The sequence below is a fragment of the Acinetobacter sp. ANC 3929 genome (assembly GCF_000369405.1).
In the GTDB taxonomy this organism is placed as follows: Bacteria; Pseudomonadota; Gammaproteobacteria; order Pseudomonadales; family Moraxellaceae; genus Acinetobacter.
In genome coordinates, this window is record NZ_KB849999.1 from 218,023 (window position 1) to 242,519 (window position 24,497).

20 protein-coding genes are annotated in these 24,497 nt (G+C 40.6%); 12 read left to right on the forward strand and 8 right to left on the reverse strand.

The genetic code is table 11. The features are described 5' to 3' along the window. Nucleotides 1-56: 56 nt before the first annotated feature. The 3 genes from F909_RS11595 to yccS all read right to left on the reverse strand — a co-directional run bounded on the left by F909_RS11595 (nucleotide 57) and on the right by yccS (nucleotide 5,621). Entirely contained in the window at nucleotides 57-2,594 is a 2,538-nt protein-coding gene (locus tag F909_RS11595; RefSeq protein ID WP_005150096.1) for a PepSY domain-containing protein, read from the reverse strand. A gap of 164 nt (nucleotides 2,595-2,758) precedes the next feature. After that, nucleotides 2,759-3,340: a YcxB family protein gene (locus F909_RS11590; protein ID WP_005150099.1), complete on the reverse strand. Its 582-nt coding sequence runs from the start codon at nucleotides 3,338-3,340 to the stop codon at nucleotides 2,759-2,761. 106 nt (nucleotides 3,341-3,446) lie between these two features. Continuing rightward, nucleotides 3,447-5,621 carry a YccS family putative transporter gene (yccS, locus tag F909_RS11585; protein WP_005150100.1) on the reverse strand — a complete coding sequence of 725 codons (2,175 nt, stop codon included), beginning with the start codon at nucleotides 5,619-5,621 and terminating at the stop codon, nucleotides 3,447-3,449. A gap of 107 nt (nucleotides 5,622-5,728) precedes the next feature. Here yccS and F909_RS11580 point away from each other — a divergent pair, with 107 nt between their 5' ends. Then, a complete protein-coding gene (locus F909_RS11580; RefSeq protein WP_005150102.1) occupies nucleotides 5,729-6,943 on the forward strand; it encodes a multidrug effflux MFS transporter in 1,215 nt (404 codons plus the stop codon). Nucleotides 6,944-6,965: 22 nt separating this feature from the next. Here the strand turns inward: F909_RS11580 and F909_RS11575 are convergent, their stop codons facing one another. Beyond that, nucleotides 6,966-7,670, reverse strand: coding sequence for a nitroreductase (locus F909_RS11575; RefSeq protein WP_005150104.1), 705 nt, complete (start codon nucleotides 7,668-7,670; stop codon nucleotides 6,966-6,968). A gap of 424 nt (nucleotides 7,671-8,094) precedes the next feature. On the opposite strand from F909_RS11575, the gene F909_RS11570 reads away from it, so the two are divergent. The 6 genes from F909_RS11570 to F909_RS11545 all read left to right on the forward strand — a co-directional run bounded on the left by F909_RS11570 (nucleotide 8,095) and on the right by F909_RS11545 (nucleotide 17,262). Continuing rightward, the gene (locus F909_RS11570; RefSeq protein WP_005150105.1) at nucleotides 8,095-9,447 is read left to right on the forward strand and encodes a DcaP family trimeric outer membrane transporter; all 1,353 of its coding nucleotides are present in this window, start codon (nucleotides 8,095-8,097) and stop codon (nucleotides 9,445-9,447) included. Nucleotides 9,448-9,636: 189 nt separating this feature from the next. After that, complete coding sequence (gene gltS / locus F909_RS11565; RefSeq protein ID WP_005150107.1) at nucleotides 9,637-10,872, forward strand: sodium/glutamate symporter; 1,236 nt, start codon at nucleotides 9,637-9,639, stop codon at nucleotides 10,870-10,872. A gap of 94 nt (nucleotides 10,873-10,966) precedes the next feature. After that, on the forward strand, nucleotides 10,967-12,448 hold the full coding sequence (locus F909_RS11560; RefSeq protein WP_005150112.1) for an alanine/glycine:cation symporter family protein: 1,482 nt from the start codon (nucleotides 10,967-10,969) through the stop codon (nucleotides 12,446-12,448). Between the two features lie 157 nt (nucleotides 12,449-12,605). Then, nucleotides 12,606-13,589, forward strand: coding sequence for a patatin-like phospholipase family protein (locus F909_RS11555; protein WP_005150113.1), 984 nt, complete (start codon nucleotides 12,606-12,608; stop codon nucleotides 13,587-13,589). A 223-nt stretch (nucleotides 13,590-13,812) separates the two neighbouring features. Further along, a complete protein-coding gene (sbmA, locus tag F909_RS11550; RefSeq protein ID WP_005150114.1) occupies nucleotides 13,813-15,006 on the forward strand; it encodes a peptide antibiotic transporter SbmA in 1,194 nt (397 codons plus the stop codon). Between the two features lie 204 nt (nucleotides 15,007-15,210). Next, nucleotides 15,211-17,262: a M13 family metallopeptidase gene (locus F909_RS11545; RefSeq protein ID WP_005150116.1), complete on the forward strand. Its 2,052-nt coding sequence runs from the start codon at nucleotides 15,211-15,213 to the stop codon at nucleotides 17,260-17,262. A gap of 56 nt (nucleotides 17,263-17,318) precedes the next feature. On the opposite strand, the gene F909_RS11540 is transcribed toward F909_RS11545, so the two are convergent. Together F909_RS11540 and F909_RS11535 are read right to left on the reverse strand one after the other, a co-directional pair. Then, nucleotides 17,319-17,834 (reverse strand): chromate transporter, encoded by a 516-nt coding sequence (locus tag F909_RS11540; protein WP_005150118.1) that lies wholly within the window; start codon nucleotides 17,832-17,834, stop codon nucleotides 17,319-17,321. Beyond that, the gene (locus F909_RS11535) at nucleotides 17,831-18,403 is read right to left on the reverse strand and encodes a chromate transporter (RefSeq protein WP_005150120.1); all 573 of its coding nucleotides are present in this window, start codon (nucleotides 18,401-18,403) and stop codon (nucleotides 17,831-17,833) included. Before F909_RS11535 ends, F909_RS11540 begins: the two co-directional genes overlap by 4 nt. A gap of 99 nt (nucleotides 18,404-18,502) precedes the next feature. Here F909_RS11535 and F909_RS11530 point away from each other — a divergent pair, with 99 nt between their 5' ends. Beyond that, nucleotides 18,503-19,402: a LysR family transcriptional regulator gene (locus F909_RS11530; protein WP_005150123.1), complete on the forward strand. Its 900-nt coding sequence runs from the start codon at nucleotides 18,503-18,505 to the stop codon at nucleotides 19,400-19,402. Nucleotides 19,403-19,415: 13 nt separating this feature from the next. Here F909_RS11530 and F909_RS11525 read toward each other — a convergent pair whose 3' ends face one another. Further along, nucleotides 19,416-20,165, reverse strand: coding sequence for a DUF4850 domain-containing protein (locus tag F909_RS11525; protein ID WP_005150124.1), 750 nt, complete (start codon nucleotides 20,163-20,165; stop codon nucleotides 19,416-19,418). Between the two features lie 133 nt (nucleotides 20,166-20,298). On the opposite strand from F909_RS11525, the gene F909_RS11520 reads away from it, so the two are divergent. The 3 genes from F909_RS11520 (at nucleotide 20,299) to F909_RS11510 (ending at nucleotide 22,825) form a co-directional block, all read left to right on the forward strand. Continuing rightward, complete coding sequence (locus F909_RS11520) at nucleotides 20,299-21,363, forward strand: DUF1176 domain-containing protein (RefSeq protein ID WP_005150125.1); 1,065 nt, start codon at nucleotides 20,299-20,301, stop codon at nucleotides 21,361-21,363. Nucleotides 21,364-21,399: 36 nt separating this feature from the next. Next, entirely contained in the window at nucleotides 21,400-22,170 is a 771-nt protein-coding gene (locus F909_RS11515) for a hypothetical protein (protein WP_005150126.1), read from the forward strand. A 136-nt stretch (nucleotides 22,171-22,306) separates the two neighbouring features. After that, nucleotides 22,307-22,825 (forward strand): hypothetical protein, encoded by a 519-nt coding sequence (locus F909_RS11510; RefSeq protein WP_005150127.1) that lies wholly within the window; start codon nucleotides 22,307-22,309, stop codon nucleotides 22,823-22,825. 63 nt (nucleotides 22,826-22,888) lie between these two features. Here the strand turns inward: F909_RS11510 and F909_RS11505 are convergent, their stop codons facing one another. After that, nucleotides 22,889-23,755, reverse strand: coding sequence for a metal-dependent hydrolase (locus tag F909_RS11505; RefSeq protein ID WP_005150129.1), 867 nt, complete (start codon nucleotides 23,753-23,755; stop codon nucleotides 22,889-22,891). 111 nt (nucleotides 23,756-23,866) lie between these two features. Between F909_RS11505 and F909_RS11500 the strand changes: the two genes are divergently transcribed. Next, nucleotides 23,867-24,487, forward strand: coding sequence for a TetR/AcrR family transcriptional regulator (locus tag F909_RS11500; protein WP_005150131.1), 621 nt, complete (start codon nucleotides 23,867-23,869; stop codon nucleotides 24,485-24,487). Nucleotides 24,488-24,497: the final 10 nt, after the last annotated feature.

Genomic DNA, 24,497 nt, shown 5'->3' on the forward strand with positions numbered 1-24,497 from the left:
TTATCGTCTTATGAAAAAAAACGAGTGACTAACACTCGTTTTTAGATTGAAAAGAATTAATACACGTCTCGACGATAACGCCCAGCTTGTCTTAATGCATCAAGTTTTTCTTCACTCAGGATATCAATCAATGCTTGATCAACACCTGAAGCCATATTTTCAATGCTGCCACAGACATAAATCACAGCACCTTGCTCAATCCATTTTATTAGCTCATTGGCATTGTTGCGCAAAATATCTTGAACGTAGATTCGTTGTTCTTGGTCACGAGAGAAAGCCAGATCTAAACGCTGTAGAGTTCCCATGTTTTTCCACGCTTCGATGGTTTCCTGATAGAAGAAATCATGTTCACGTTTGCGTTCACCAAAAATGAGCCAGTTGGCCGTGTAATTTTGTCGATTACGTTGCTGCAACAAGCTCATGAGACCTGCGATACCGGTACCATTACCAATACAGATAATCGGTCGGTTATCGTCAATTAAATGGAAGGATTCATTGGTCCGAATACGTAAAGCAATCGTTTGCTTAAGCTCTGCAAATTCGGTTAACCAACCAGAACCAAGACCGAGCTGATCATTTTCATCGCGTTTTTGTCGAACCACCAATCGTAGTATTTGTTGCGATGGAATACTGGCAATTGAATATTCACGAGTTGGTAGAGTCGGCAACTGTTCAAGTAAGTCTTCAAGTGTACTAAAAGGCTTGATTTCAACTCGCAGATTTCTATCCCAAAGTAGTTGTTCAATATTTTGGTTTAATGATTTTACGATACTATGTGCTGGGGTCTGATGCTTGATCAAGAAATTCTGAATTTCAGCTAAGCTATTGGCTGGTTGAATTTCAGCAATATCGCCGGCATGCCATGTCATGTCAGAAGTTGTGGTGAGTTCGATGTTATAGGCTGCTTGCCCTAAACTGTCTGGATTGAGCAGGGTACGCTCGCTTAGGGTCCATTGATCAAATACTTTCTCAATATTCATTGCATGTAGTTCATGCTTGGTCACTACCGAAAGAGCTTGATTCCATTGCTGAATATCGTTGCTATTGGCATTATCTACTTTGATCAATTCGAACAACGGTTGTGCTTTGCATTGTTTTAGCCATGTATCTACGGCATAACCAAAGCTGCAATAGCTATCTGGATATTCTTTTGATCCGAGTGCCAAGACTGCATAATGCATTTGACTGAGATCAAGGTTTTGTTGCATTAATTTCTTGCTGAAACTTGTGGCGAGATCGGGTGCCTCACCTGTACCATAAGTACTTACAACAAATAGAACGTACTCTGTTTTTAATAGGTCTTGCTCAGTGAGCTGTTGAATGGGTTTAACCGTCGTTGGCTGTTGCGCTTCCTGCAAGCTGGTCGCAGTACGCCATGCTAATTGTTCAGCCACACCTGTTTGCGTCGCATAAGTGATCAGCCAAGGCTTGGCATTTGGATCCATCTGTTGTGCACTGATTGACTGACGTGCAGCTTGGGTCAGCTTCTTCTGCTTGCGACGTTTTAGATATAACATCCAACCTGTTATAAAGAACAGTGGCATTGCCAATGAAGCCAACATGGCAATAAATTGATAAGTTGAACCAAAGAAACTACCACGATGCACCGGTAGCATACTGCTCATGATTTTTTCATTGAGCTTCTTGGTTTCATAAAGTTCGAATTTTTCGAATTTATTGTCTTGATAGTTATAGATCGCTTGGTTGCGTGCGCGCTCATGTTGAGGAATGAGATCGACAAATGAAATTTCAACCTTGGCATCATCACGTTTAGGAATATTTAAAGTCAGGCTAGAATATTCACGGCCAATCTGTGCATTTACCCCTGTCCATGTTTGCGTCAGGATAGTATTGACCTGCGTTTTTTCTAGTGCTGGTTGTTTATCTTTGCCGCGGTCATTATTTTGTTGGTTACGTTGTGGTTGTTCCACTCCCATGACTTTGAACATGCCGGCACGCCACCAGTCATAAGACCAATATAAGCCTGTACATGCAAAGAGTAGATAGAATACAACCACCCAAGTTCCCACCACTGCATGTAGATCCCAAATAAAATTACGACCTTTCAGTTTGGGTTTAATAAAGAACCATTGTTTAAGGCTATGTTTCTTTGGAAAGCGTAGATAGATGCCACTCAATACAAAGAAAATCAGCATTAGGGTCGATGCCCCAGTAATTTGTGCGCCAAACTCACCAGCGGTTAAATTACGGTGTAAACGCTGAATAAATTGTAGCGTGTCGCGACCTTTAACTTCAGGTAAGACTGCCGCTGTATACGGGTTTACCATCATGTTATAACCACGACGCGCACCTTCTTTTTTAATATTGATGGTTGACGATTCGGTTGGATCAGAAGCGATGGTGATGCTATTAATTTCAATCTCGGGTTGTTGTTGATTGAAATGTTGATATAGCTCGGCAGGGGTGAGTTTTGGTGTTTGAGCGACCTCAACCACATAACTGTCTTGGTTGATCCATTTTAGAATCTGTGGTTCGTATGAGTAGATTGCACCAGTGACTCCCATTAAAGAGAGAATGAGCCCCGCGGTAATCCCTAAAAACCAATGGATTTGGAAGAAAACTTTTTTAAGCATGGTCAAAAAATGGAAAGATAATGAAATTCATGTAAAAAATTATAACCTAAGATTAAGTACATAATATGGATTTTGCAGGTAATATTGATTTTGATTCTCATTTATTTAATGGCCATTAAAAAACCTCTCATGAGGAGAGGTTTTTTTAAGTCAGAGACTAAAACTTAGATTGATTTAGGTGCACCAACTGTTTCATTCAGATGTCTACGTACGGTATTGAACGAGAAATTTTTCGAGTCCATACGCTTTGGTAAAATATAGGCACCTTGTTGTTCTTCGCCTTTTGTTTTTACCTTGAAGTTCACCAAAATAAAGTCAGGTGAACTATACCATTCGTAAATATCTTTCCAGCCAATCGTTGCGGTGCCTTCCTGAAGCCCCATTTTTTGGCGCATCACGATACCATGAGGTTGTACACCTAAACGGAGTCCTTTGATTTCTTGAACAGGGAATTCAGTCATCTTGCGTTTGACATACCATTCCAAACCAAATCGTTTGATCAGGTAGAAAAGTGCCACACCGATAATCACCACCCAACAAATCACAGTTGAGTAAGTGGAGTAATATTTAATAAGTCCTGCAGCAACCAAAGAAAGCACCACTAGTGCAATCATAATCATCCATGCTTTGCGGCTGAATTTGTTAGTACTACGCCAAATCATAAGTTGAGCTTGACGTTGTTCAGCTTCAGAAACTTCGTAAGGAACAGGTTGTAGCGTATAAGCGTATAGCGTTTTGGCGGTCATAATATAGAAAACGAGTATATAACTGGGTTAAGTTTAACACCTATTGGCATGCAAAGATATTATGCCAAAGGTGAATCCTGGCGGGCTGCTGCAATCTTAGCAGCCTTTAAAGTGAAGCAAATTCGGTACCATCTTCATTAGGCTCATGACTGAGGCTTTGTTTTAACATGCTTAAACGTGTTAACACACTGAGCATGAGTGAGAGTTGCTGCAAAATAATCAGCGATTTTGGATCATTATCTTCATTGCGGCTGAGACGGTCACGAATGGTTTGCATTAGATTTTGTGCTGATAAATCAGGGACTTCATCTCTGAGCAGCGCACCTTGGATATCATCTAAAGCTTGATCGAGTAAACCCAATACTTCCTGATCTAGGATTTGCTCACGATGCGCGCCTAATGCTGCGATATAGCTTAAAAAAGTATGGCTCAAGCATAAAAACTCAAAAGCTAAACTTTTTTGATTCACGTCAATATTTGGTTCGGTTGCAATGGTTGAAATCAGGGAAGCCACTTCAGCATCGGTATTATGTGCAGCACGTCGAACCACACGATAATTCAGGGCATTATTACGGCCTTGATGGTATTGCTCTACCACCTCGGCAAGATATTTACATTGTGCCTGTAGAGAACGTTGAATCGAACGCGGTAGTCTGCGGAATTTCCAGTCTGGCCAAATAAAGCTGACACCAAACCATGCCAAGGCACAACCAATGACGGTGTCAATAAAACGTGGTAAACCTGCTGCAAATGCAGAACCGTCCAGATTAAAGTTGATTAAAGCAAGAATAGTAATAAAAGCAGTGGCTTGGGCATATTGCTTACTGCGTAGTTCCAGAAACAGTACACCGCTCAGAATTAACATCACCAATTGACCTTCGATTGAAGGAATAAAATAAATGATGGCAAGACCAATGATAATACCGACCAATGTTCCGACGATCCGTAGATATAAACGTCGTTTGGTGGCATTGAAGTTGGGTTGGCATACAAATAATGCGGTGAGTAGAATCCAGTAGCCATACGCAATATTCGTAAGTTGAATAAACAGATAGCCAATAAACAATACGATAGATAAACGTACCGCATGACGGAACAATACTGATTCTGGTGTGAGATGTTGTTTCACTCGCACCATCATGTCATTCCAGCCTTTTAGATCATCATCTTTTAATTGGCTTTCGGTATGTTGTGCATTGATCTTTTGCAGATTTCTTTCTGTTTCAAGATTTTGTAGCTGTGCATCAATCGACTTTAGGTTTTGATAAAGTGCAAATAAGGCATTAATTCTGACTTGATCATAGTATCCATCTTTGCGCAGTTTTTCCAACGATAGACGCAAGTTCTCAAAACTATGTTTAAAGCGCTTGTTATGCACATAACGAGTGCGACTTAAAATAGATTGAGCCAAATCCTGACAGGCTTTACCTTGGATTGATAAGATCCTTTGAAAGCGAAATAAAATATCACTGTGTTGAAACACTTTTGCCAGTTTTTGATAATCGATATGTGCTGAATCGGCACGCTCATGAATATCTTGAGCGACAAAGTAATATTGCAGACTTCGTCGAGTTCCTTTTTGTCCACGGTCGCCTTTTAATCGTGTCAATAGAGACATCCGCATATCGTTAAAGATTGCGACCAATTTGCCATTTTCCATGGCGATATCAATCATACTTTGTTGATAGCTAGAGGGTGTCATATCTACATCAAATAAGTTTGATTTAGCGAATAAGAAACTCCCTAAGGCGGTGTAGGATGCAGCCAGCTGATCTTGAACTTTACGTACAGGGAACAAGAGAAAGCTGATGGTTGAAAGTAAACCATACCAAGCTGCACCAACAACAAGAAGAGCAGGTTGCAGATACCATTGTTCAAATAAATGTACGCCCAACATGGAATAGACTGAAATGACCAGACAACCATAGGCAATGGTGGCATAGCGACGGCCTAAAGAGCCCAATAATATCCAGCCGATACAAGAGGCGATTAATCCAATTGCAAAGGCGATCGGATAGGGGAATAACAGTTGAACCGAAGCCGCTGTAATGAAGAACCCGATATAGGTATAAATCAGGTTCATGATGCGCACAGAAAAGCGGTCATCAATATCACTAATGGCTGCTGCAACGACACCGAGTGTTAAAGGAATCGTTGCCAATTGATAATCTAAAAGATAGGGAACAAAAGCAGTCCCCGTAAAGGCGATTAACATCCGCACGTTGTACATAAACGTGGTGTTATAGGTTGCTTGTCTTAAACGTCCGAACCAAGGATTCAAAGTTTGTCCTTTTTGTATTCTGCAATCAATTTTCTGATTCTTATTATGCACAAATATGTTGAGGATGCTAAGCTTAGAATCTAGTAATAAGTGAAAAGTAGTGCATTATGCAGGCCGAGCAAACCAATCAACGTCAATATTCAACAGCATGGATTTTGTTGCTTGCTTTGTTAACCGCATTAGGACCGCTGTCGATTGATATGTATTTACCCGCTTTGCCTCAAATGGCAGAAGAGTTTGGGGTAAGTACGCAAATGGTGGCGAATACCTTACCCGCGTATTTCTTGGGGTTGGCAATTGGACAACTGATTTATGGGCCTGTCAGTGACCGTATTGGACGTAAAAAGCCTTTATATTTTGGCTTGGGACTTTATGCAATCGCCAGTTTAGCCTGTGTATTTGCAACCAATGAATGGGCTTTGATTGCAGCTCGTATCTTTCAAGCTTTAGGTGGCTGTGTCGGTGTGGTCATGGCGCGAGCAACCATTCGTGATCGTTTGGATATGCACGGTTCTGCACAAGCCTTTTCCAGCATGATGATTGTGATGGGGCTGGCACCGATTCTGGCGCCAATCTTTGGTGCATGGATTCTTAATTTCTTTCCATGGCAAGCGATTTTTATCACTTTATCGATGATTGGTGTGGTGTGTTGGCTCTGTGTACATTTCTTCTTTAAAGAGTCACTGCCTGTTGAACGCCGTTTAAAATTATCGGCTTATCAAGTGACCACACTCTATGCTGCTATTTTCAAAGATGAGAGCTTTAGAGTACCAATGTTTGCAGGTTGTTTAACTGGCGCAGCCTTGTTCTGCTATATCAGCTCTGCTTCCGAAGTGTTCATGGGGCAATATGGACTGTCACAGCAGCATTTCTCCTATGCATTTGCGTTGAATGCAGCAGGGATCATGTTGATGTCCTCGCTTAATAAACATCTGAATACCCGAATGGGAATTTTTCAGCGGTTACGTCTTGGCGGTTTAATTCAGTGTTTTGGGGCATTGATTGTGCTGAGTGCAGGACTTATGGCGGATGCACCGTTATTACTGTTAATGTCAGGCTTATTCTTGGTGGTGTCCGGGATTGGTTTAACTGGTCCGAATGCTATGGCTTTGGCGATGTCTCAACAAGGCGCACGTGCAGGGACGGCTAGTGCGATTATGGGGAGTATGCAATTTGCCTGCGGTTTATTGGCAGGAATTATTTTGAACTTCTTGGTGTGGAAGGCATCTTTGAATATGGGAATCATGATGCTGTTGTTTACCAGTGCGGGATTGTTTGCCATTTTAAAAGTCGGAAAACAGCAAAGCAGTCTCTCGGCTTAGAGAAACTGCTTTATCTACATGCTTAATCGAGAAACACCGTAAAGTTTTCAACGGGCTCGCGTGGTGTAATGAAGGTATTTACAATATGCGCTGGGTCGGCATAACCTAAAGCCACGGCACAGATTAGTTCTTCGTCTTCTGGTGCACCCAAAATATCGAGTACGATTGGATGGAAATGATTCCATGCTGCTTGCGGGCAAGTATCTAAGCCACGCGCTTTGGCAGCAACCATGACATTCTGGATCATCATGGCAATATCCATTTTTGAACCAATCCCCATGACTTTATTGACGGTAAAATATAAGGCAACAGGCGCATCGAACAACTGGAAGTTACGCAGTTGTTGCGCTGCCATCTTTTCTTTTTCGCCTTTTTGAATACCGAGTAGACCGTAGAGTCCCCAACCATTGGCACGACGACGGTCAATAAAAGGGGAAATCCATGTTTCAGGATAATAGGCGAAAGTCTCTTGATATTGTGCTGCAAGCTCAGGTTTTTGTAATAGTTCAATTTGGGCTGTGCAGACACGGTCAATCATCTCTGCGCGTTTTTGCCCTGTAACCACATAGACTTTCCAAGGCTGAACATTGGTGCCAGAAGGCGCACGACTTGCTACCGCTAAAATATCTTTGATGGTTTGTGTTTCGACAGGGGTATCTAAAAATGCACGGACTGAATGACGAGATGTAATCGCTTCATCTACATAGCGGACTTGTTCCGTGTTCATAAAAAAACTCCTCATCATTTTGATCTTTTAATGTGTGCTGACTATAAATCAATAAATAGTTTTTGCAGATAGTTTTTCACATACAATTTTAGCTGTGTTTAAAAAATAAGCATAAAAAGAATGCTTTAAGATAAGTTGTAGTGTGTTTTATGTGTTTTGTTTGGTTTGTGTGAAAAAGAAAACTATTAGTAACATAATGAAATCGAAAAACTATTTTTTTATTCTCGCGAAAATGATGAGAACTCCTTAAATAAAAAGTACACACAATATTCGAAATTTATGCATAATACGCCCTTTTTAAAAAACTGATTGGGCTTTCCTTACTGATAAGGTGAGGGGGATTTTCTATCCTCGGCATAGCAAATTTATCCAATTTTATGCCGCTAGAAAATGTTGAAATATACACAGATACAAGGAGCTTCTCATGAGTGTATCTCTCATCCGTAAGCCGTTCGTACTGCAAGGTTTAGCAATCACTGTTGTAGCCTTAATGATGAACAATGCACACGCTGCTAGTGAGCAAGAACAGATTCAACAACTTCGTGATGAAGTGAAGGAATTAAAAGCTTTATTACAGCAATATGTTCCCCAAGCAAAACAAAAAAATGACCTTGCTCCTGTACAGGAACATTCTAATTTTAAAGAAACACATCCAGATCATCCTGCAAATGTAGCTGTGTCACCCGCTGTCGTCCCTAAAAAGTCGCAATTGGTGTTTAACACGGCTTCTGGTGCAGAAGTTAAATTACACGGTTTCTTACGTGGTGATGCTTCTTATCAATCTAAAGGTGGTGACGGGATATTTAACCGCATCAATAAGGTTGATTTAGAAGGCGCTGAAAAGAACAGTGATCGCTTCTACAGCACTGCAACAGTTACCCGTTTGGGGCTCGATTTTAAAGCACCAGTCGAAGGTGCTGAGGTGGGCGGTAAGTTAGAAGTCGATTTCCGTGGTGGTAGTAGCAATGATACCATTCGTATTCGCCATGCTTATTTAACAATGAATGATTGGCTATTTGGTCAAACCACTTCAACGTTCTTGGCAACTGACTTACAGCCAGAAATGCTTGATTTTAACTCGCCTTTGGGGATCGGTACTTATCGTACGCCAATGGTTCGTTACAGCGGTGCACTTAATCCAGCTACACATTATTTTGTTGCCTTGGAAAAAGGGAATGACGATAACCGAGCACCCGCTTTAACTTCAAAATTAAAATATGATTTTGCAGAAGGTAAGGGTACAAGTTCGGCACGTGCATTGATTACTGAAGCACGCAGTCGAGCTGCTTATAATAATGACAAACAACTCAGTGCTAATGATTCAGAATTGGGTTGGGGTGTCGCTGTTGGTGCAAAATATAAGTTCACTGATGCATTACAAGCCATGATTGACTATTCGCATGTCAAAGGTGATAGCAAATTCTTGCTGTATACCAACAATGCCTACAAGGTAAATCCAAATAATTTCGGTTTAAATCTGAATGAGTTCGATGCTCTAACCCTAGGGGCGACTTATCAAATTAACCCTAAATTGCGCAGTACCTTGGCGTATGGCGCAATGTTTGCTGATGACAGTAATGACTTTGCTAAGCAGGCTGTTATCGCAAAAGATGTTGCACAGAATAAAACTTTGCAACAAGGTTGGTGGAATATCATGTATTCGCCAGTTACACCGATTACGTTTGGTCTAGAGTATATCTATGGCGAGCGTAAAACCTTTGATGGACAAAAAGGTAAGGATAATCGTGTAGGGGCAATGGCCCGCTATAACTTCTAAGCCATCTATCTTGTTGGTGTAATCATCGGGGAAACGGAACAACTGAAATATGGCTAAGGTTCTGGCTTGGAACTGTATGCTTTTTATTAAGTTGATTGAGTTTTCACTCATTTTGAGAGTTACTATTTTATGAGTTTTGAGATGGTGAAAAAGCCATCGGCATAACTGATAAAATAAACGGAAGAAGATATGGAATTTACTTTTAATGGTTTCTATACCCTAATTTCGGCGGTTATCGTTTTGTTATTAGGGCGTTTGCTCGTTAATAAAATTGACTTCTTAAGACGCTATAACATTCCTGAACCTGTTGCAGGTGGTTTAGTTGCGGCAGTACTTTCACTACTTGTACACTCATTTTGGGGATACAGCATTGTCTTTAGTAGTGAATTACAAACCAGTTTTATGTTGATCTTCTTTGCTTCTATTGGTTTAAGTGCCAATTTTATGAAACTCAAGGAAGGTGGTATTGGATTAGTGATTTTCCTGATCTGTGTCGCATCATTCATTGTGGTACAGAACGCTGTCGGTATAAGTCTTGCGACATTGTTGGGTATTGATCCGTTGGTTGGTCTTATTGCAGGTTCAATCACATTGACAGGTGGTCATGGTACCGCAGGTGCGTGGGGTGAAATTCTTGAGACTCAGCATGGGATTCAAGGTGCGTTGGCTTTAGGTATGGCGAGTGCAACTTTTGGTCTGATTATCGGTGGTATTATCGGTGGTCCATTGGCTAAATTGTTGATTAACCGCTATAGCCTTTCTCAAGCACAGACCCCAGCAGAGATCAAGGATCGTGATACACATTTAGATCAACATCCTGACGAGTTGGCACCATTCGAAAATCCACATCAAGTCCGTTTAATCACTGCGGACAATGCCATTACTACTTTGGGTATGTTTGCTGCATGTTTAGCATTTGCAGAATTCATGACCGGTTTTAGTAAAGGTACTTGGTTCGAGTTACCAACATTCGTTTGGGCACTTGGCGGTGGTGTAATTTTACGTAATATCTTAGAAAGCATATTAAAAATTGATATTTTTGATCGTGCGATTGATGTCTTTGGTAATGCATCATTATCACTTTATTTAGCAATGGCATTGCTATCGTTGAAATTATGGCAATTGGCTGATTTAGCTGGTCCGCTTGTCGTAATTTTAGGCGCGCAAACCATTACTATGGCATTGTATGCAGCATTCGTGACCTTCCGCGTCATGGGTAAAAACTACGATGCAGCAGTCCTGGCAGCAGGCCACTGTGGTTTTGGTATGGGGGCAACACCAACTGCAGTTGCAAACATGCAAGCGATTACCAATATGTATGGACCATCTCATAAAGCATTCTTGATTGTTCCGCTTTGTGGTGCGTTCTTCGTTGATTTAATTAACGCAACAGTAATTCAATTAATTTTGAAATTCTTTGCCTAAGTCGGATCAAAAGCCCCAAGTGGGGCTTTTTTGATTCATCCATTGTTATCGTATATGTACGGATGTACATAAAATATTTAAAAGCGAATAAGTGATGAATGAAAAATTAAATGACACCCTGATGGCTTGGGTAAGTTTTTTCAATGATCCTTTATGGGACTTCCTTGTTGTTTTCCTGCTTGCTGTAGGTGTTTTCTATACTGTTGCGACCAAAGCTGTACAGATTAGAATGTTCTTCCACAGTATCAAGGTGATGAAGAGCAGTCGCAGCAAAGGTGAAGAGAAAGATTCACATGGACTTACACCTTTTCAGGCTTTTGTAACGGGGTTAGCAAGTCGTGTTGGTGTAGGTAACATTGCGGGTGTTGCAATCGCAATCGCGATTGGTGGACCTGGTGCAGTGTTTTGGATGTGGTTTACTGCGATTCTCGGGATGAGCTCAGCATTTATCGAATCCTCACTCGCGCAATTGTTTAAAGTCAGAGACAGTAACAGTAAGCAATTCCGCGGTGGACCAGCTTATTATATTACTCAAGGATTACGCAGCAAAACCTTTGGTGTGATCTTCGCACTTGCATTGATCTTTACCTATGGTTTTGTATTCAACTCGGTTCAGATCAATGCGATTGCCAATGCATCTTCACATGCATGGGGGTGGGACAAAGCTAATCTCATCGCTCACTTAGGCGGTGTAGATTTAGAAATCTCATGGGTCGGTTTGGCACTTGTTGTCTTGGTTGCTCTCGCTATTTTTGGTGGTATTAAACGTATTGCTAAATTTGCAGAAATGTTTGTACCATTAAAGGCAGGTCTTTATCTCGCAGTTGCTTTGTATATTGCGATCAGTAATTACGAACTTCTACCAGGTATCTTCAAACTGATCTTCACTGAAGCATTCCAGTTTAATGCGGCAGCGGGTGGTTTCTTCGGTGCAATGATCTCGATGGCAATGATGCAAGGGATCAAGCGCGGTTTGTTCTCAAATGAAGCAGGTATGGGTTCTGCACCGAATGCGGCAGCAGCATCTGATGTAAAACATCCAGTGAACCAAGGTTTGGTTCAAATGCTGGGTGTATTCGTCGATACTTTCATTGTGTGTACCAGTACAGCGATCATTATCTTGGTATCAGGGGTCTACCATGATGCGGGCTTCGTTGGTGTTGAACTGACACAACGTGCATTGGAGACACAAGTCGGTAGTTGGGGCGGTGACTTCCTTGCGATCTTGTTATTCTTATTCTGTTACTCAGCTGTTCTAGGCAACTATGCTTATGCAGAAAGTAATGTGCAGTTTATTAATAACAACCCGAAAGTAATGTTCATCTTCCGAATCTTTGTATTGGTGATGGTGTATTTCGGTGCAATCGGCAGCGTTCCATTGGTTTGGTCAATGGCGGACTTGTTCATGGGTATCATGGCAACCATTAACTTGATTGCGATCTTGCTGTTAACGCCGATGGCGCGAACTTTATTGAAAGACTATACCTCGCAGCTTAAGAAAGGTATTAAAGAACCTGAGTTTAAGATTGATAATTACCCAGAGTTGAAGAAAAGAGTTGATTCTGATATTTGGTAATTTGAGTTAACTCAAGCTGAGTTATATTAAAAAGCTCCTTTCGAGGAGCTTTTTTTATGAAGTTTTTATGAAAAATACAAAAAATTGATACAGCATTTAGGCTTGGTAAACGCTAAAATTTAGCCAAGAAATATGGTTAATATGGCAATTGTTGCGTATGAAACAGCTTAAATTATGGATGCTTGGCCTTTCAGTGACGGTTTTGACAGCTTGTCAGACCACATCACAATTAGCACCTGTCATTGACGATGCACAAGCCCATGCTGTCAACCAACCATTTACCTCAATTAAACAACAGCAAAAACGCCCTGTGATTGCATTGGTATTGGGCAGCGGCGGTGCACGTGGCTATGCACATATCGGTGTGATTGAAGTATTGGAGCGACAAGGTATTCGCCCTGACTTTATTGTTGGAACCAGTGCAGGAAGTATTGTTGGCTCAATCTATGCCAGCGGTAAAAGTCCTGCTGAATTACGCGATATTGCGTTAAAACTCAAAGCCAATGATGTTCGTGAAGTGAATGTCAGTTTAAAGGGCTTTTTTGATGGTAAGAAGGTTGAAGACTATATCAATCAACAAGTTCATAACATGCCATTAGAAAAGATGAAAATCCCAATGTATGTGGTCGCGACTGAATTAAAAGATGGCACTAGAACAGTCTTTAACTATGGCAATACAGGTCAGGCAGTACGTGCTTCTGCATCCATCCCAAGCATGTTTGTTCCGACCAAAATTCATGATGTCGAGTATGTCGATGGCGGTTTGGTCAGTCCAGTACCTGTTCAGGTTGCGCGTGAGCTTGGCGCAGATGTGGTGATTGCGGTCGATATTTTGGCTCAGCCAATCCATACCGAGACGAGCAATGTATGGGGATTGTTCAACCAAAACATCAATATCATGCAAGGGCGGTTGGCTGAAGAAGAGCTAAAAGATGCAGATATTGTGATTCAACCTGACCTACGTGAAAAGGCACATATTTTTGATGTGAAAGGGCGTGAGATGACCATGCAGGCTGGTGCGGATGCAGCAAATGAAAAGTTAGCTGAAATCCAATGGGCAATTCAAAGTAAGACTTATCCAACACAAACTGAACGGCAAGATATTGCCTTGAAAATGAGTACGGCATCACCGCGTCAATAAGTCTAGGGTAGGCTTCGAATGGGCTTAACTGATTGAGTCCATTTACTAAACTGATATTCAGGCAAAAAACAAATTGTAAATCATCAACAAAAAGCTATTAAAAAATTGAAAAAACAGGTAAATAACTACAAATCATAAAACTTTTTTATCAGTTAATTTTAAGTTTTAGGTCATAGGATGACCTATACGATTAATTGCAACACGACAAGGATTGTTAAACACGATGTTTAAGTCATTCTTTCCAAGCCCACGCCTGTTTTTTATTTCAGTGCTTGTGTGGTTAGCACTCAATATGCTGATTTGGTATACAGGCGGTCATAGTTGGGGTGAATATCTAGGTTTTCCCAAAGGCTATGCTGAGGCAGAGTTGCCCGTTGGCATTAATCGATTTTGGGAGCCTTCTTCACTCTGGTTCTATCTGTGGTTTATCACAGCAACGGCATTATTTGCCGGGTTTTGGCGGATATTTTCAGACAATAAATGGCAGCGGTGGTCGATTTGGGGCTCTGCATTTATCTTGTTTAATATCTGGTTTGGGGTACAGGTGAGCCTTGCTGTAAATGCGTGGTATGTCCCGTTTTGGGATATGATTCAAAATATGCTTACCAATGGTGGGGGAAGTATTACCGATTTATATAAAGAAACGATGGTGTTTTTATATATTGCTATGGTCGGTGTAACCCTAGCTGTTATAAATGCTTTTTTTACTAGTCATTATGTATTCCGTTGGCGTACGGCAATGAATGAATATTATACCGAACACTGGCCTAAGCTACGCCATGTTGAAGGTGCGGCACAACGTGTGCAGGAAGATACCATGCGTTTTGCAACGATTGTTGAAGACTTGGGTGTTGAGTTGGTCAAAGCAATCATGACACTGATTGCATTTTTGCCTTTATTATTCCAACTTTCAAAGCATGTCCCAGTAATACCTGTGATAGGTGAGCTGCAATATTCGCTGGTTTGGGCTGCAATCTTGTGGGCAATCTTTGGTACGGTGTTGCTCATGGTAGTTGGGATAAAACTACCAGGTCTGCAATTCAATAACCAAAAAGTTGAAGCTGCATTTCGTAAGGAATTGGTTTATGGAGAAGATCATGAAGATCGAGCACAACCCGCAACTTTAAAAGAGCTATTTAGTCGTGTTCGTCAAAATTATTTTCGTCTATATTTTCACTATACCTATTTTAATTTAACGGCAACGTGGTATGGACAACTGGATATTCTTTATAACCTATTTGTGTTATTCCCTGCGATTGCAGCAGGTAAGTTAACCCTTGGTTTAATCAATCAGATTGGTGGGGTTTTTGGAAAGGTTCGTGAATCCTTCCAATACTTAATTAGCTCATGGAAAACAATTATCGAATTATTGTCGATCCATAAACGTCTTAAGGCTTTTGAAAAAATACTAGATTAGTTCAAACGATTTAAATTGAGAAAGCCTTAGTCTGATGCTAAGGCTTTTTCATTTCATTTGTTTCTTACGTGACGTTTGCATATGTATTTCTGTGAAAATTACTTTATTTGAGCGTGTAGTTTCACTATAGTCCCTTGATAAAATTAATGATCTTTTTTCATTTCTCTCTTGCATAGCTTAGAACTTAAATAAATAGGATAAATCATGAAACCTGCATTGCTCAAAAGTGCATTAGCGCTTGCACTGACTGCTTGTACCGTACATGTATGGGCAGACCAAGCAATTAAATCCTCTCCAACTCAAAAAATCTCAGGTATAGACCAACAATATATCGATCCGAGTGTAAGTGCCAATCAGGATTTCTATGATTATGTGAATGGAACATGGCTTAAAAAAACTGAAATTCCAGCCGATAAATCACGTTGGGGCGCATTCAATGAATTACATGAATTATCGACTAATCAGCTGCATGCTATTGTTGAAGAACTCAACACACAAAAATGGGCAATCGGAACAGTTGAGCAAAAAGTTTCAAGTCTGTATGCCAGCTTTATGGATGAAAAAGCGATTGAAGCTCAAGGCATCAAACCTTTGCAACAGGAGTTGGCACGGGTTGATGCACTTCAAAAGAAACAAGATTTTGCTCAATTAATGGGGCATTTCTCTCGCATCGGGGTCAGAACACCATTTGATGTCAGTATCGATCAAGATATGAAACGCTCTGATGTGATGATTGCAGGTCTGGCGCAGCGTCGACTTGGTTTACCAGATCGCGATTATTATTTAAAAGATGATAAAAAGTTTGTCGAAACGCGTGCCAAATATCTCAAGCATATTGAACGAATGCTTCAACTGGCAGGTGATCAGCAAGCCGCTCAGCATGCAAAAGACATTCTAAAGCTTGAAACGGAATTGGCCAAAATCCAGTGGAGCAATGTTCAGAATCGTGATTTATCTAAGCGTTACAATATTTATCCGCTCAAAGACTTAAATAAGTTAAGTCATCGCTTTGATTGGGATACTTATCTAACGACTGTGGGGGTAAAGGATAAAGTTCAGACGATTCAAGTTCATCAGCTCAGCTATTTTAAAGCACTTGACCCTGTGATCAATAAAACCCCTTTAAATGTTTGGAAAGCCTATTTCAAATGGAACTTGATCAGTAATTTTTCGCCGTTCTTAAACAAAGCGTTTGTAGATGAGAGTTTTGAGTTTTACGGTAAAACTTTACGTGATGTCGCAGAGCAAGAGGTTCGCTGGAAGCGTGGTGTACAAACCGTGAATGCAGTATTGGGTGATGGTCTGGGCAAAATCTATGTGGAAAAACATTTTTCTGCAGATAAGAAACAGCGTATGGATACATTGGTTCAGAATCTGATACAGGCTTATGATCAAAGTATTAGCCAACTGGATTGGATGAGTCCTGAAACCAAAGTACAGGCCAAAAAGAAATTAGCCAGCTTATCGATTAAAGTGGGCTATCCAAAGAAATGGCGTGATTATTCAGCACTGGATATTAAAGAGGGTGATTTGATTGGCAACGTGATTCGTGCCAGAGAGTTTGAACATCAAGATGATTTAGATAAGTTAGGGAAGCCTGTAGATCGTGATGAGTGGTTTATGACCCCTCAAACCGTAAACGCTTATTACAATCCATCCTCAAATGAAATTGTATTTCCTGCCGCGATTTTACAACCGCCATTTTTTAATATCGATGCTGATGATGCGGTGAATTATGGTGGAATCGGCAGCGTCATTGGTCATGAGATTAGTCATGGGTTTGATGATCAGGGCAGTCAGTTTGATGAATTGGGCAATATGCGTAATTGGTGGACCGCGCAAGATCACAAACGTTTTAAAGCCAAAACACAGGCTTTGGTGGCGCAGTACAATGCTTATGAACCAATTGCAGGTTATCACGTCAATGGTGAACTGACTTTGGGTGAAAATATTGCAGATAACTCAGGTTTATCGATTGCTTATAAAGCCTATCAGATTTCCTTAGCAAGCAAGCCCGCACCCGTGATTGATGGGCAAACAGGTGAGCAGCGTTTTTATATGGGCTGGGCGCAAGTTTGGCGTGCAAAAACCCGTGAAGCTCAAGCGATTGTGTATTTAAAAACAGATCCACATGCTCCTGATAAAGTTCGTGCCAATGGTGCTTTAGTCAATCAAGCACCATTCTACGATGCTTTCAAAATCAAAGAAGGGGATAAAATGTATTTGGCACCTGAAAAGCGTGTCAGTATTTGGTAGTTCAATTTTTAGCAATAAAAAAACCTGCATCGGGCAGGTTTTTTATTGCTGCTGACTTAAAGGAAGGCGACTCCAAGTCCTGCACCCGCAGCCATCACCCAGAGCGGATGAATCTTTTTAAACATGCCGAGGATTGCAGTAACGATCACGATCATCACTAGCAGCAGGTTTTGTGCAGATGCATCGGCAATCAACCAAGCACTGACCAGAACCAAACCTACGGTAATCGGTTTCAAGGCTTTTTCAAAACGAGCGCGTAACGGATTGGCTTTGAAACGCTCCCAGAATTTAAGTGCATAAATGGTAATAATTGAAGAGGGACCAAACTTGGCTAGAGAGGTGACCAATAATCCTGCCGGCCCTGCAACATGCCAACCAACCAAAGGTACAATCATCATATTAGGACCAGGGGCGGCCTGCGCCATGGCAAACAGTGAACTGAATTGTTCTGCGCTCATCCATTGATGTACGGTCACTACTTGGTGCTGCATCTCAGGCAAAATGGCATTACCACCACCAAAAGCCAGTAGAGAAAGTTGAGTGAATACAATGGCAAGTGTCATTAAAATCATGATTTTTTCACTCCTAAAACCAACATGTTAATTGCCAGTAGAATGGCTAAAGTCAGTGCTAAGGGCAGCTTGATCCAAATCATAAACACGAAGGTTAATCCAATCGTGAAAATAGTCAGATAACTTTTTAAAATGGGTCTGAGCATTTTAAATCCTGTTGCAAACAGTAAGCCTGCTGCCGCTGCAGCTAGACCTTGGATCATATGTTTGACTGCGGGGAGGTATTGAAAATACTCGTAGACTTGGTAGATGATCAGGACGATTGCCGTTGGTGCGGAGATCAAACCAAGCACTGAACTAATTGCACCTTTTACACCTTGGAATTCCATGCCGATTGCAACTGACATGTTGATGATGTTTCCACCCGGTAATAATTGGCAGACACCGAGTAAGTCGGTAAATTTACCTTCATCAATCCATTTGTGTTCTTCAACGATGATACGATGTGCCAAGGGTAAAACACCACCAAAACCCATCAATCCCAATTTCATAAACCCCGTGAATAGTGCCTTACAATCAGGAGCAGTGGTGAGTGGCTCATTCTGTATTGATAGGGCTTGGGTTTTCATTGGACGACCTTTTGTTCAACCTTGTGAGCTATAGAATGGATGATTTGTGGTATATTCACAAATGCTATTTTTGCTGTTATCTATACTTTTAGGGTATGTATGATTGATATTCATAAGCTCAATGCATTTGTTGCTGTGGTCGAGGAAAGTAATATTTCTAAAGCTGCCGTCCGACTGCACATGCAGCAACCGCCACTGACTCGCTTGATTAAAAGTTTGGAAGAGGAGCTGGATACCGCATTGCTGAAACGTTTGCCACGAGGCGTGGAAGTAACGGAAGCGGGTAAAGCTTTATATCAAGAAGCAATCACAATTTTGGCGCATGCCCAGTCGATTCCGAAACGGGTAAAAAACATTGCCCAAGGCTTGGAAGGTCAGATCAATATCGGTTTTACCAACTCCGCAGGCTTGCATCCCTTTCTTCCTGCATTATTGCGTCAATTTAGGGAGAAGTTTCCTGCTGTCGCCATTCATTTAGAAGAGGATAGCAGTACGGCTTTAACTGATGCCGTGATCAATGAAAAACTGGATATCGTATTTTTACGCAAACCCGCGCCCATTCATGCACAAGTACAAAGTATTCATGTCTTGAATGAACCGTTGATTGTGGCTTTGCCGAGTAATCATCCATTAACAGACAAAGGTGGGGTAATCCGCTTAGTCGATTTAGAGCCATATGAGTTCGTGCTGTATCGCCGTATTGCAGGGCAAGATCTGTTTGATAATATTCTTGCAAATTGCTATCAGGCAGGGTTTAGTCCCAATATCGTACAAGAGGCACCACGCTTAACTTCCAGCTTGAATTTGATTGCTGCTGGGATTGGGCTTTCGATTGTGCCAGCTTCGATTCAGGACTTTTGGAATAAACAGATTATCTATCGACCTTTAGAAGCAAAGAAACCTTGTATTGCACCGATTTATGCGATTTGTCGAGCCAAAGAAAATAATATTCGGGTTGAACATTTCTTAAGTTTGCTCAGGGCTAGTCAAGCCGATTAAAAAATAGCGATTGTTAATGGCTAAAGTGATAGAAATTTAAAATTGGTCCAACCAAGTGCTGTTGTGACTGATCCAGTGTCACGATAATTTGTCTAAAATTAAAGGTGTCTTCATCATGGTATTTCGCGACGCCATGGGTTTTATTATTCAAATTTGGAATTTGATAACTAAAGAAAGCCACTTGTTTCGATGGATGAACCACATTGATTAATTTCTGCGAATCTTTATAGCCGCCAAACTCATTTTGAATACTTTCTTTTAACAGGTTAGGAAAATAAAGCGTGGCATAGGGCATGCCGCAACCGACACAGAAAGATGAATCGTATAATTCTATAGCCTGTTTTTGATTTGGGCTCATTAGCAGGGCTGATCCCGTACCATTTGCGCCAGCACTTGCTTCTGCATCACTCCAATTTTTAGGTACAAGTACAAGGCCAATTTCAGGAAGCGCAAATAATTTCAGTTGTTTGGCCTGATGTACATCCAGTTTAAAATCAAAATGACAGCTTTTTGCGGTACAGCTTTTAAAGTCTTTGAGTAGACCGTCATCGGCAGGATTAAGTGCAGTAACCCCATAAAAGGGAACACGGACATCGTTGGCAAAGGACACTTCACCAAGTGCATATATCTGATTTTCGGCTTGGCGTTGCTGTACTGTATTTGAGAATTTGGGAAAGATCGGTTTGAAATTATGTATCTCAGCATGCACCATCGCAGTTGAGCCAGACAGTAAAATAATAGAGACGGTGTAGACTATTTTCATTTTTAATTCAGTGTTTTGAGTTTCAGTTCAAATTAACATATTCTTGAATACAAGAACCTACAACCAGATCAATTGAAAAGATTTAGAATATTTTGAATGAATAATAAATAAATTGCATTGAGAAATACGTCTTATGAACAAGATATTTTCAGCCTGTTGCTTTATTGCGATGAGTTCTAGTGCTTTTGCCCAAGACATCAAAGGAATTTCATTCTCGCATCAAGATTGGGAAATTTATTGCAGCAACACAGGCACTTGTCGTGCCGCAGGTTATCAGAATGAAGAATATCGTAATGAACCTGCTTCTCTACTTTTGACGCGTCAGGCGGGCGCACGACAGCCTGTTCAAGTGGAATTTGCACTGGCGCGATATGAAGAGCCTTCTTTTCCTGCAGCCAAACTTAAAAATATTCATTTCTATGTGAATGGGAAAGATTTTGGTGTGGTCTCATTTGAAGGAACTGAATTTCCGTTAATGGGGCGATTATCTGGGCAACAGGTCAATGCCTTATTGCAGCAATCCAAGAAAAACACCGAAATCATCTTTAAAAATGCGAACTTGCAATGGCAAATATCAGATTTGGGGATGACGGCTGTATTGCTCAAAATGGATGATTTTCAAAAACGTCTTGGTACCGTTGGTGCATTAATTAAAAAGGGCAAAACGGATGAGTCGCATGTCTTAACTGCACAGCCAAAATTCACGGTAAAACAGATCAAAACTCCGAATAAGCCTTATCTGACTTTGCAGCCAAATAATAAACGTTATGCTGCGTTATATCGTAATTTAATGGCAGCTCAGGCTATCCCCAAACAGGAGGGATTTTGTGAAGGAATTTATGATGGTGATGCAACAAAGCCTCAACCGATTGAGTTGTATAAACTGACCAATAAGAAAGTGTTGGCGATGACTTTATGTTGGCGTGGTGCCTATAACGAAGGTTATGGCGCATGGGTTTTGGATGAATCACTCGTAAACAAAGCCAGCTTTGTTACTGAACATGCTTCAGAGTTTTATGCAGGTATTATCAGTAGTTCACAAAAAGGTCGTGGCATTGGTGACTGTTGGTCGAGTGATGAATGGGTGTGGGATGGACTGAAGTTTGTACATACTAAAGATATGTGGACGGGGATGTGTAAAGGACTTGCTGCGGGTGGCGTATGGGAGCTCGATCAAGTTGAAGCGATTATCAAATAATGTGGTAAGTCTATAAAAATAACCTAAGGAAGTACCATGCTTAAAAATAAGATGACTTTGAGAGCAATGATTCTGGTTGGCATATCCACCAGTTTTAGCCCCTCTACTTTTGCTGCTCCTTTACAGATTCTTGAATTTAAAAAGGGACAACTGAGCCAGTCAGAACAAAAACAACTCTGTGAGCAAGTCAAAGATTTTTGTACGCAGCAAGCAAAGTGGCAGAGCCTGAAAACGCCAGATCAAGCTTTATGGTTGTTATCTAAGGGAAATATTGTCCAATTTAATTACTCAAATTCTGGCTTTAAATTATTGAAGCAATGGCATATTCCATTAATGCCAGCGGAAGAGGTGAAAAGATCAGGACAGTATATTTTTCCTAAACTCTTTCCGATGGATCAGAATCGTTATGCCATTGCGGTGATTGATACTTTCTCTGAAATGTATTCAGGTGGTGGGGCTGGGATTGAGCGTGCCAGCTTTTATGAATTAAAGGATTCAGGCAAAACCCATCGCTTTATTGAAAATTATCCTTTTAGTTTTAATCGTATGATTCGGGCCTGTTTTTCTGAACAGGATTATGAAAGCTCAAAAGGTAAGTGCCATGATGAAGATGGTCTGAGTCTGGATATTCGTCCGATCAAGCCGATGGTTTGGCAATTCCGTTATCGCTACAGTTTGGATGTATCACCTGCATCAGATTCGGGTGAGAAATCGTTTAAAGGTAGTCGCAATCTGAATATTGATTTAAATAAAGCGCCTGAGCAGCCAAATATTCCAGCAGAGTGGGATTATGAAGGTGCGGGTTGAGTGATTTGTCATCTTCATGGTTTTTACACTTTGCCAAAGCTTTAACTGCGTGGACTTACGCAATTTACAGCGTCATAACAGATGATCTAGACAGAGCGTGGTACAAAGGGAAAGATTGCAATTTGGAACTGTGCTTATGTCTCGTGTTTATTATACTTCTGCCCGCCGTAAATTTTCTCATTTGAGTCGTTCTGTATTGATGGCTGCGGCTGTGTTGGGTACGACCCAAGTGGCAATGGCAGGACCAACAGTCGATCAACTCAGTGATTGTTTGGTGAAAGCCACCACCGCAGCGGATAAAACCACAGTTTTGCAATGGACTTTTAGTGCTTTGGCAGCACATCCTGATTTAAAGGCGTTTAGTAATGTTACGCCTGAGCAGAAAACGCAGTTGGATCAGAAGTTAGCACAGGTGTTACAGCGTGTGATTGTGGAGCAGTGTTCAACTCAGACCAAAGCTGTGATCCAAGCTGAAGGTGTGAAGGCGGTTGGAGAGGCTTTCCAGCAGTTAGGACAGAGTGCTGGGCAGGATATTGTGAAAGACCCTGCGGTAAGACAGCAGTTGCAAGGTACGTTACGTTATATTGATTTAAATAAGTTGGTCATGACTTTTTTAACGCCTGATATCTGGAATAAGTTGGGTATTACAAGATAAGTTTTTTGAAAAGGAATTGAATAAAAAAGCTGTTTTGTTGTAAATAAAAACAGCTTTTTTTACTTAGTTTTTGAGATTTTCTGTTAGTAGACCCTTTTCACCAAATAATTTTTCTCGGTATTCTGTTTCGAGTTGTTCAGTCTGCATGTGCAGGGGATTGAAATCTCTATCTCGTACATCCAACATCTCAAACATGGCTTTAGTGATAATGCCTACACGATTAATTCCTCCAAAGCCCAGATATACACCATCTTTGAGCTCCCGAAGAGAAAACTGAATATCACTGCGTTTTAATATTTTGATCCAGTAATGAAAAAGTACTGGGGAAAGAAGTTTAGCAACCCTGCTTAGTGCAATCCTTCTGTTTTTAGCTGTATTGCCACCTACAGCATTCAATACATCAAATGCAACAGATTTATGTTCTAACTCTTCTAGTGCATGCCATTCCCAAAGGTTTCTACTTTCTTGCGTCGTTCTCTGTTTAATTAACGGATCAGTTAACAATAAGCGTGCAAGCGTCGCTGTATAGTGTTCCATCACCACTGTTGCAGCTAATTGTTCAACTTTAGGAAGTTTACGAAATTCATCTAACTTCGCTTTGGTCTTGGCTTCTATTTCTACAACTTCTGGATAGTCCGAATGGATAAGATGCTCATTTAGGGATTGATGTTCCCGACTGTGAAAAGCCTCTTGTGCAATAAAATTGCGGATGTCTTCTAGTAATTTTTCATCTTTAATTTGATCACGAACATTTCGAATACTTTCGATAAAAAACATTTCGCCCGGCGGAAACATGGCGGAAAGAACCACAAATAATGAGGTAACAACGAGGTTATCTTCATAATAAAAAGAAAATTTTTTGCTTTTATCAAAAGGAATAATCACATTACGACGAATGATTTTTTGTAGAGATTGTGCCGCTATATTCATTTTCTTTTTCCTCAGTGGTCGATGATAATTTGAACGGTTTTAAGTTTGTCGATATAATCTATCAATGAATTTATACGGAAAAAAGACGGATTTTATAAGGAGAATTTTAAAGTGGTAACTATAAGAAAACCAAAGCAAAGTAGATCAAAAAATACCTATAATTCTATAGTTGATGCAGGATTTATATCAGTAAAAAATAACGGGTTAGATCATACAACTGTGCTGAAAGTCTGTGAGATTGCAGGGGTTGGGTCAGGAAGTTTTTATGAGTATTTCAAAAACAAAGAGGCGCTGTTTATCGAGATGCAGCAACATTTCATTGCTGAGTTGGCGAATGTGATTTATGCAGTCATTCCAGAGATTCAGGATATGCAAATCCCTGACGCGATCAGATCAATTTTTTTGAAAATTGGTGATTTTTTGGCGAAGGATGATAATAAATATTTTTATTGGGTGAGTGTTTCTAGTAAATATAGTACCGAAGCCAGCCATGTGAAGGCAGTCAAAGCTATCAATACCTTAGCGATTGAATATGCGGTAAAACATCCAGAGGTTTTGAGAATAAAAAATCTGAAATTGATGGTTTATATTTTAATTAACTCAAGTGTTGCGCTCACGATGAACTTCTTTTCATCTCAAAATACAGGCTTTACGTTTGAAGACTTAATTGATTGCTTAATTGATATTACGATGTCTTATATTGATGATGATCGCAATAAGTTAAAAATATAAAAAAACCCGC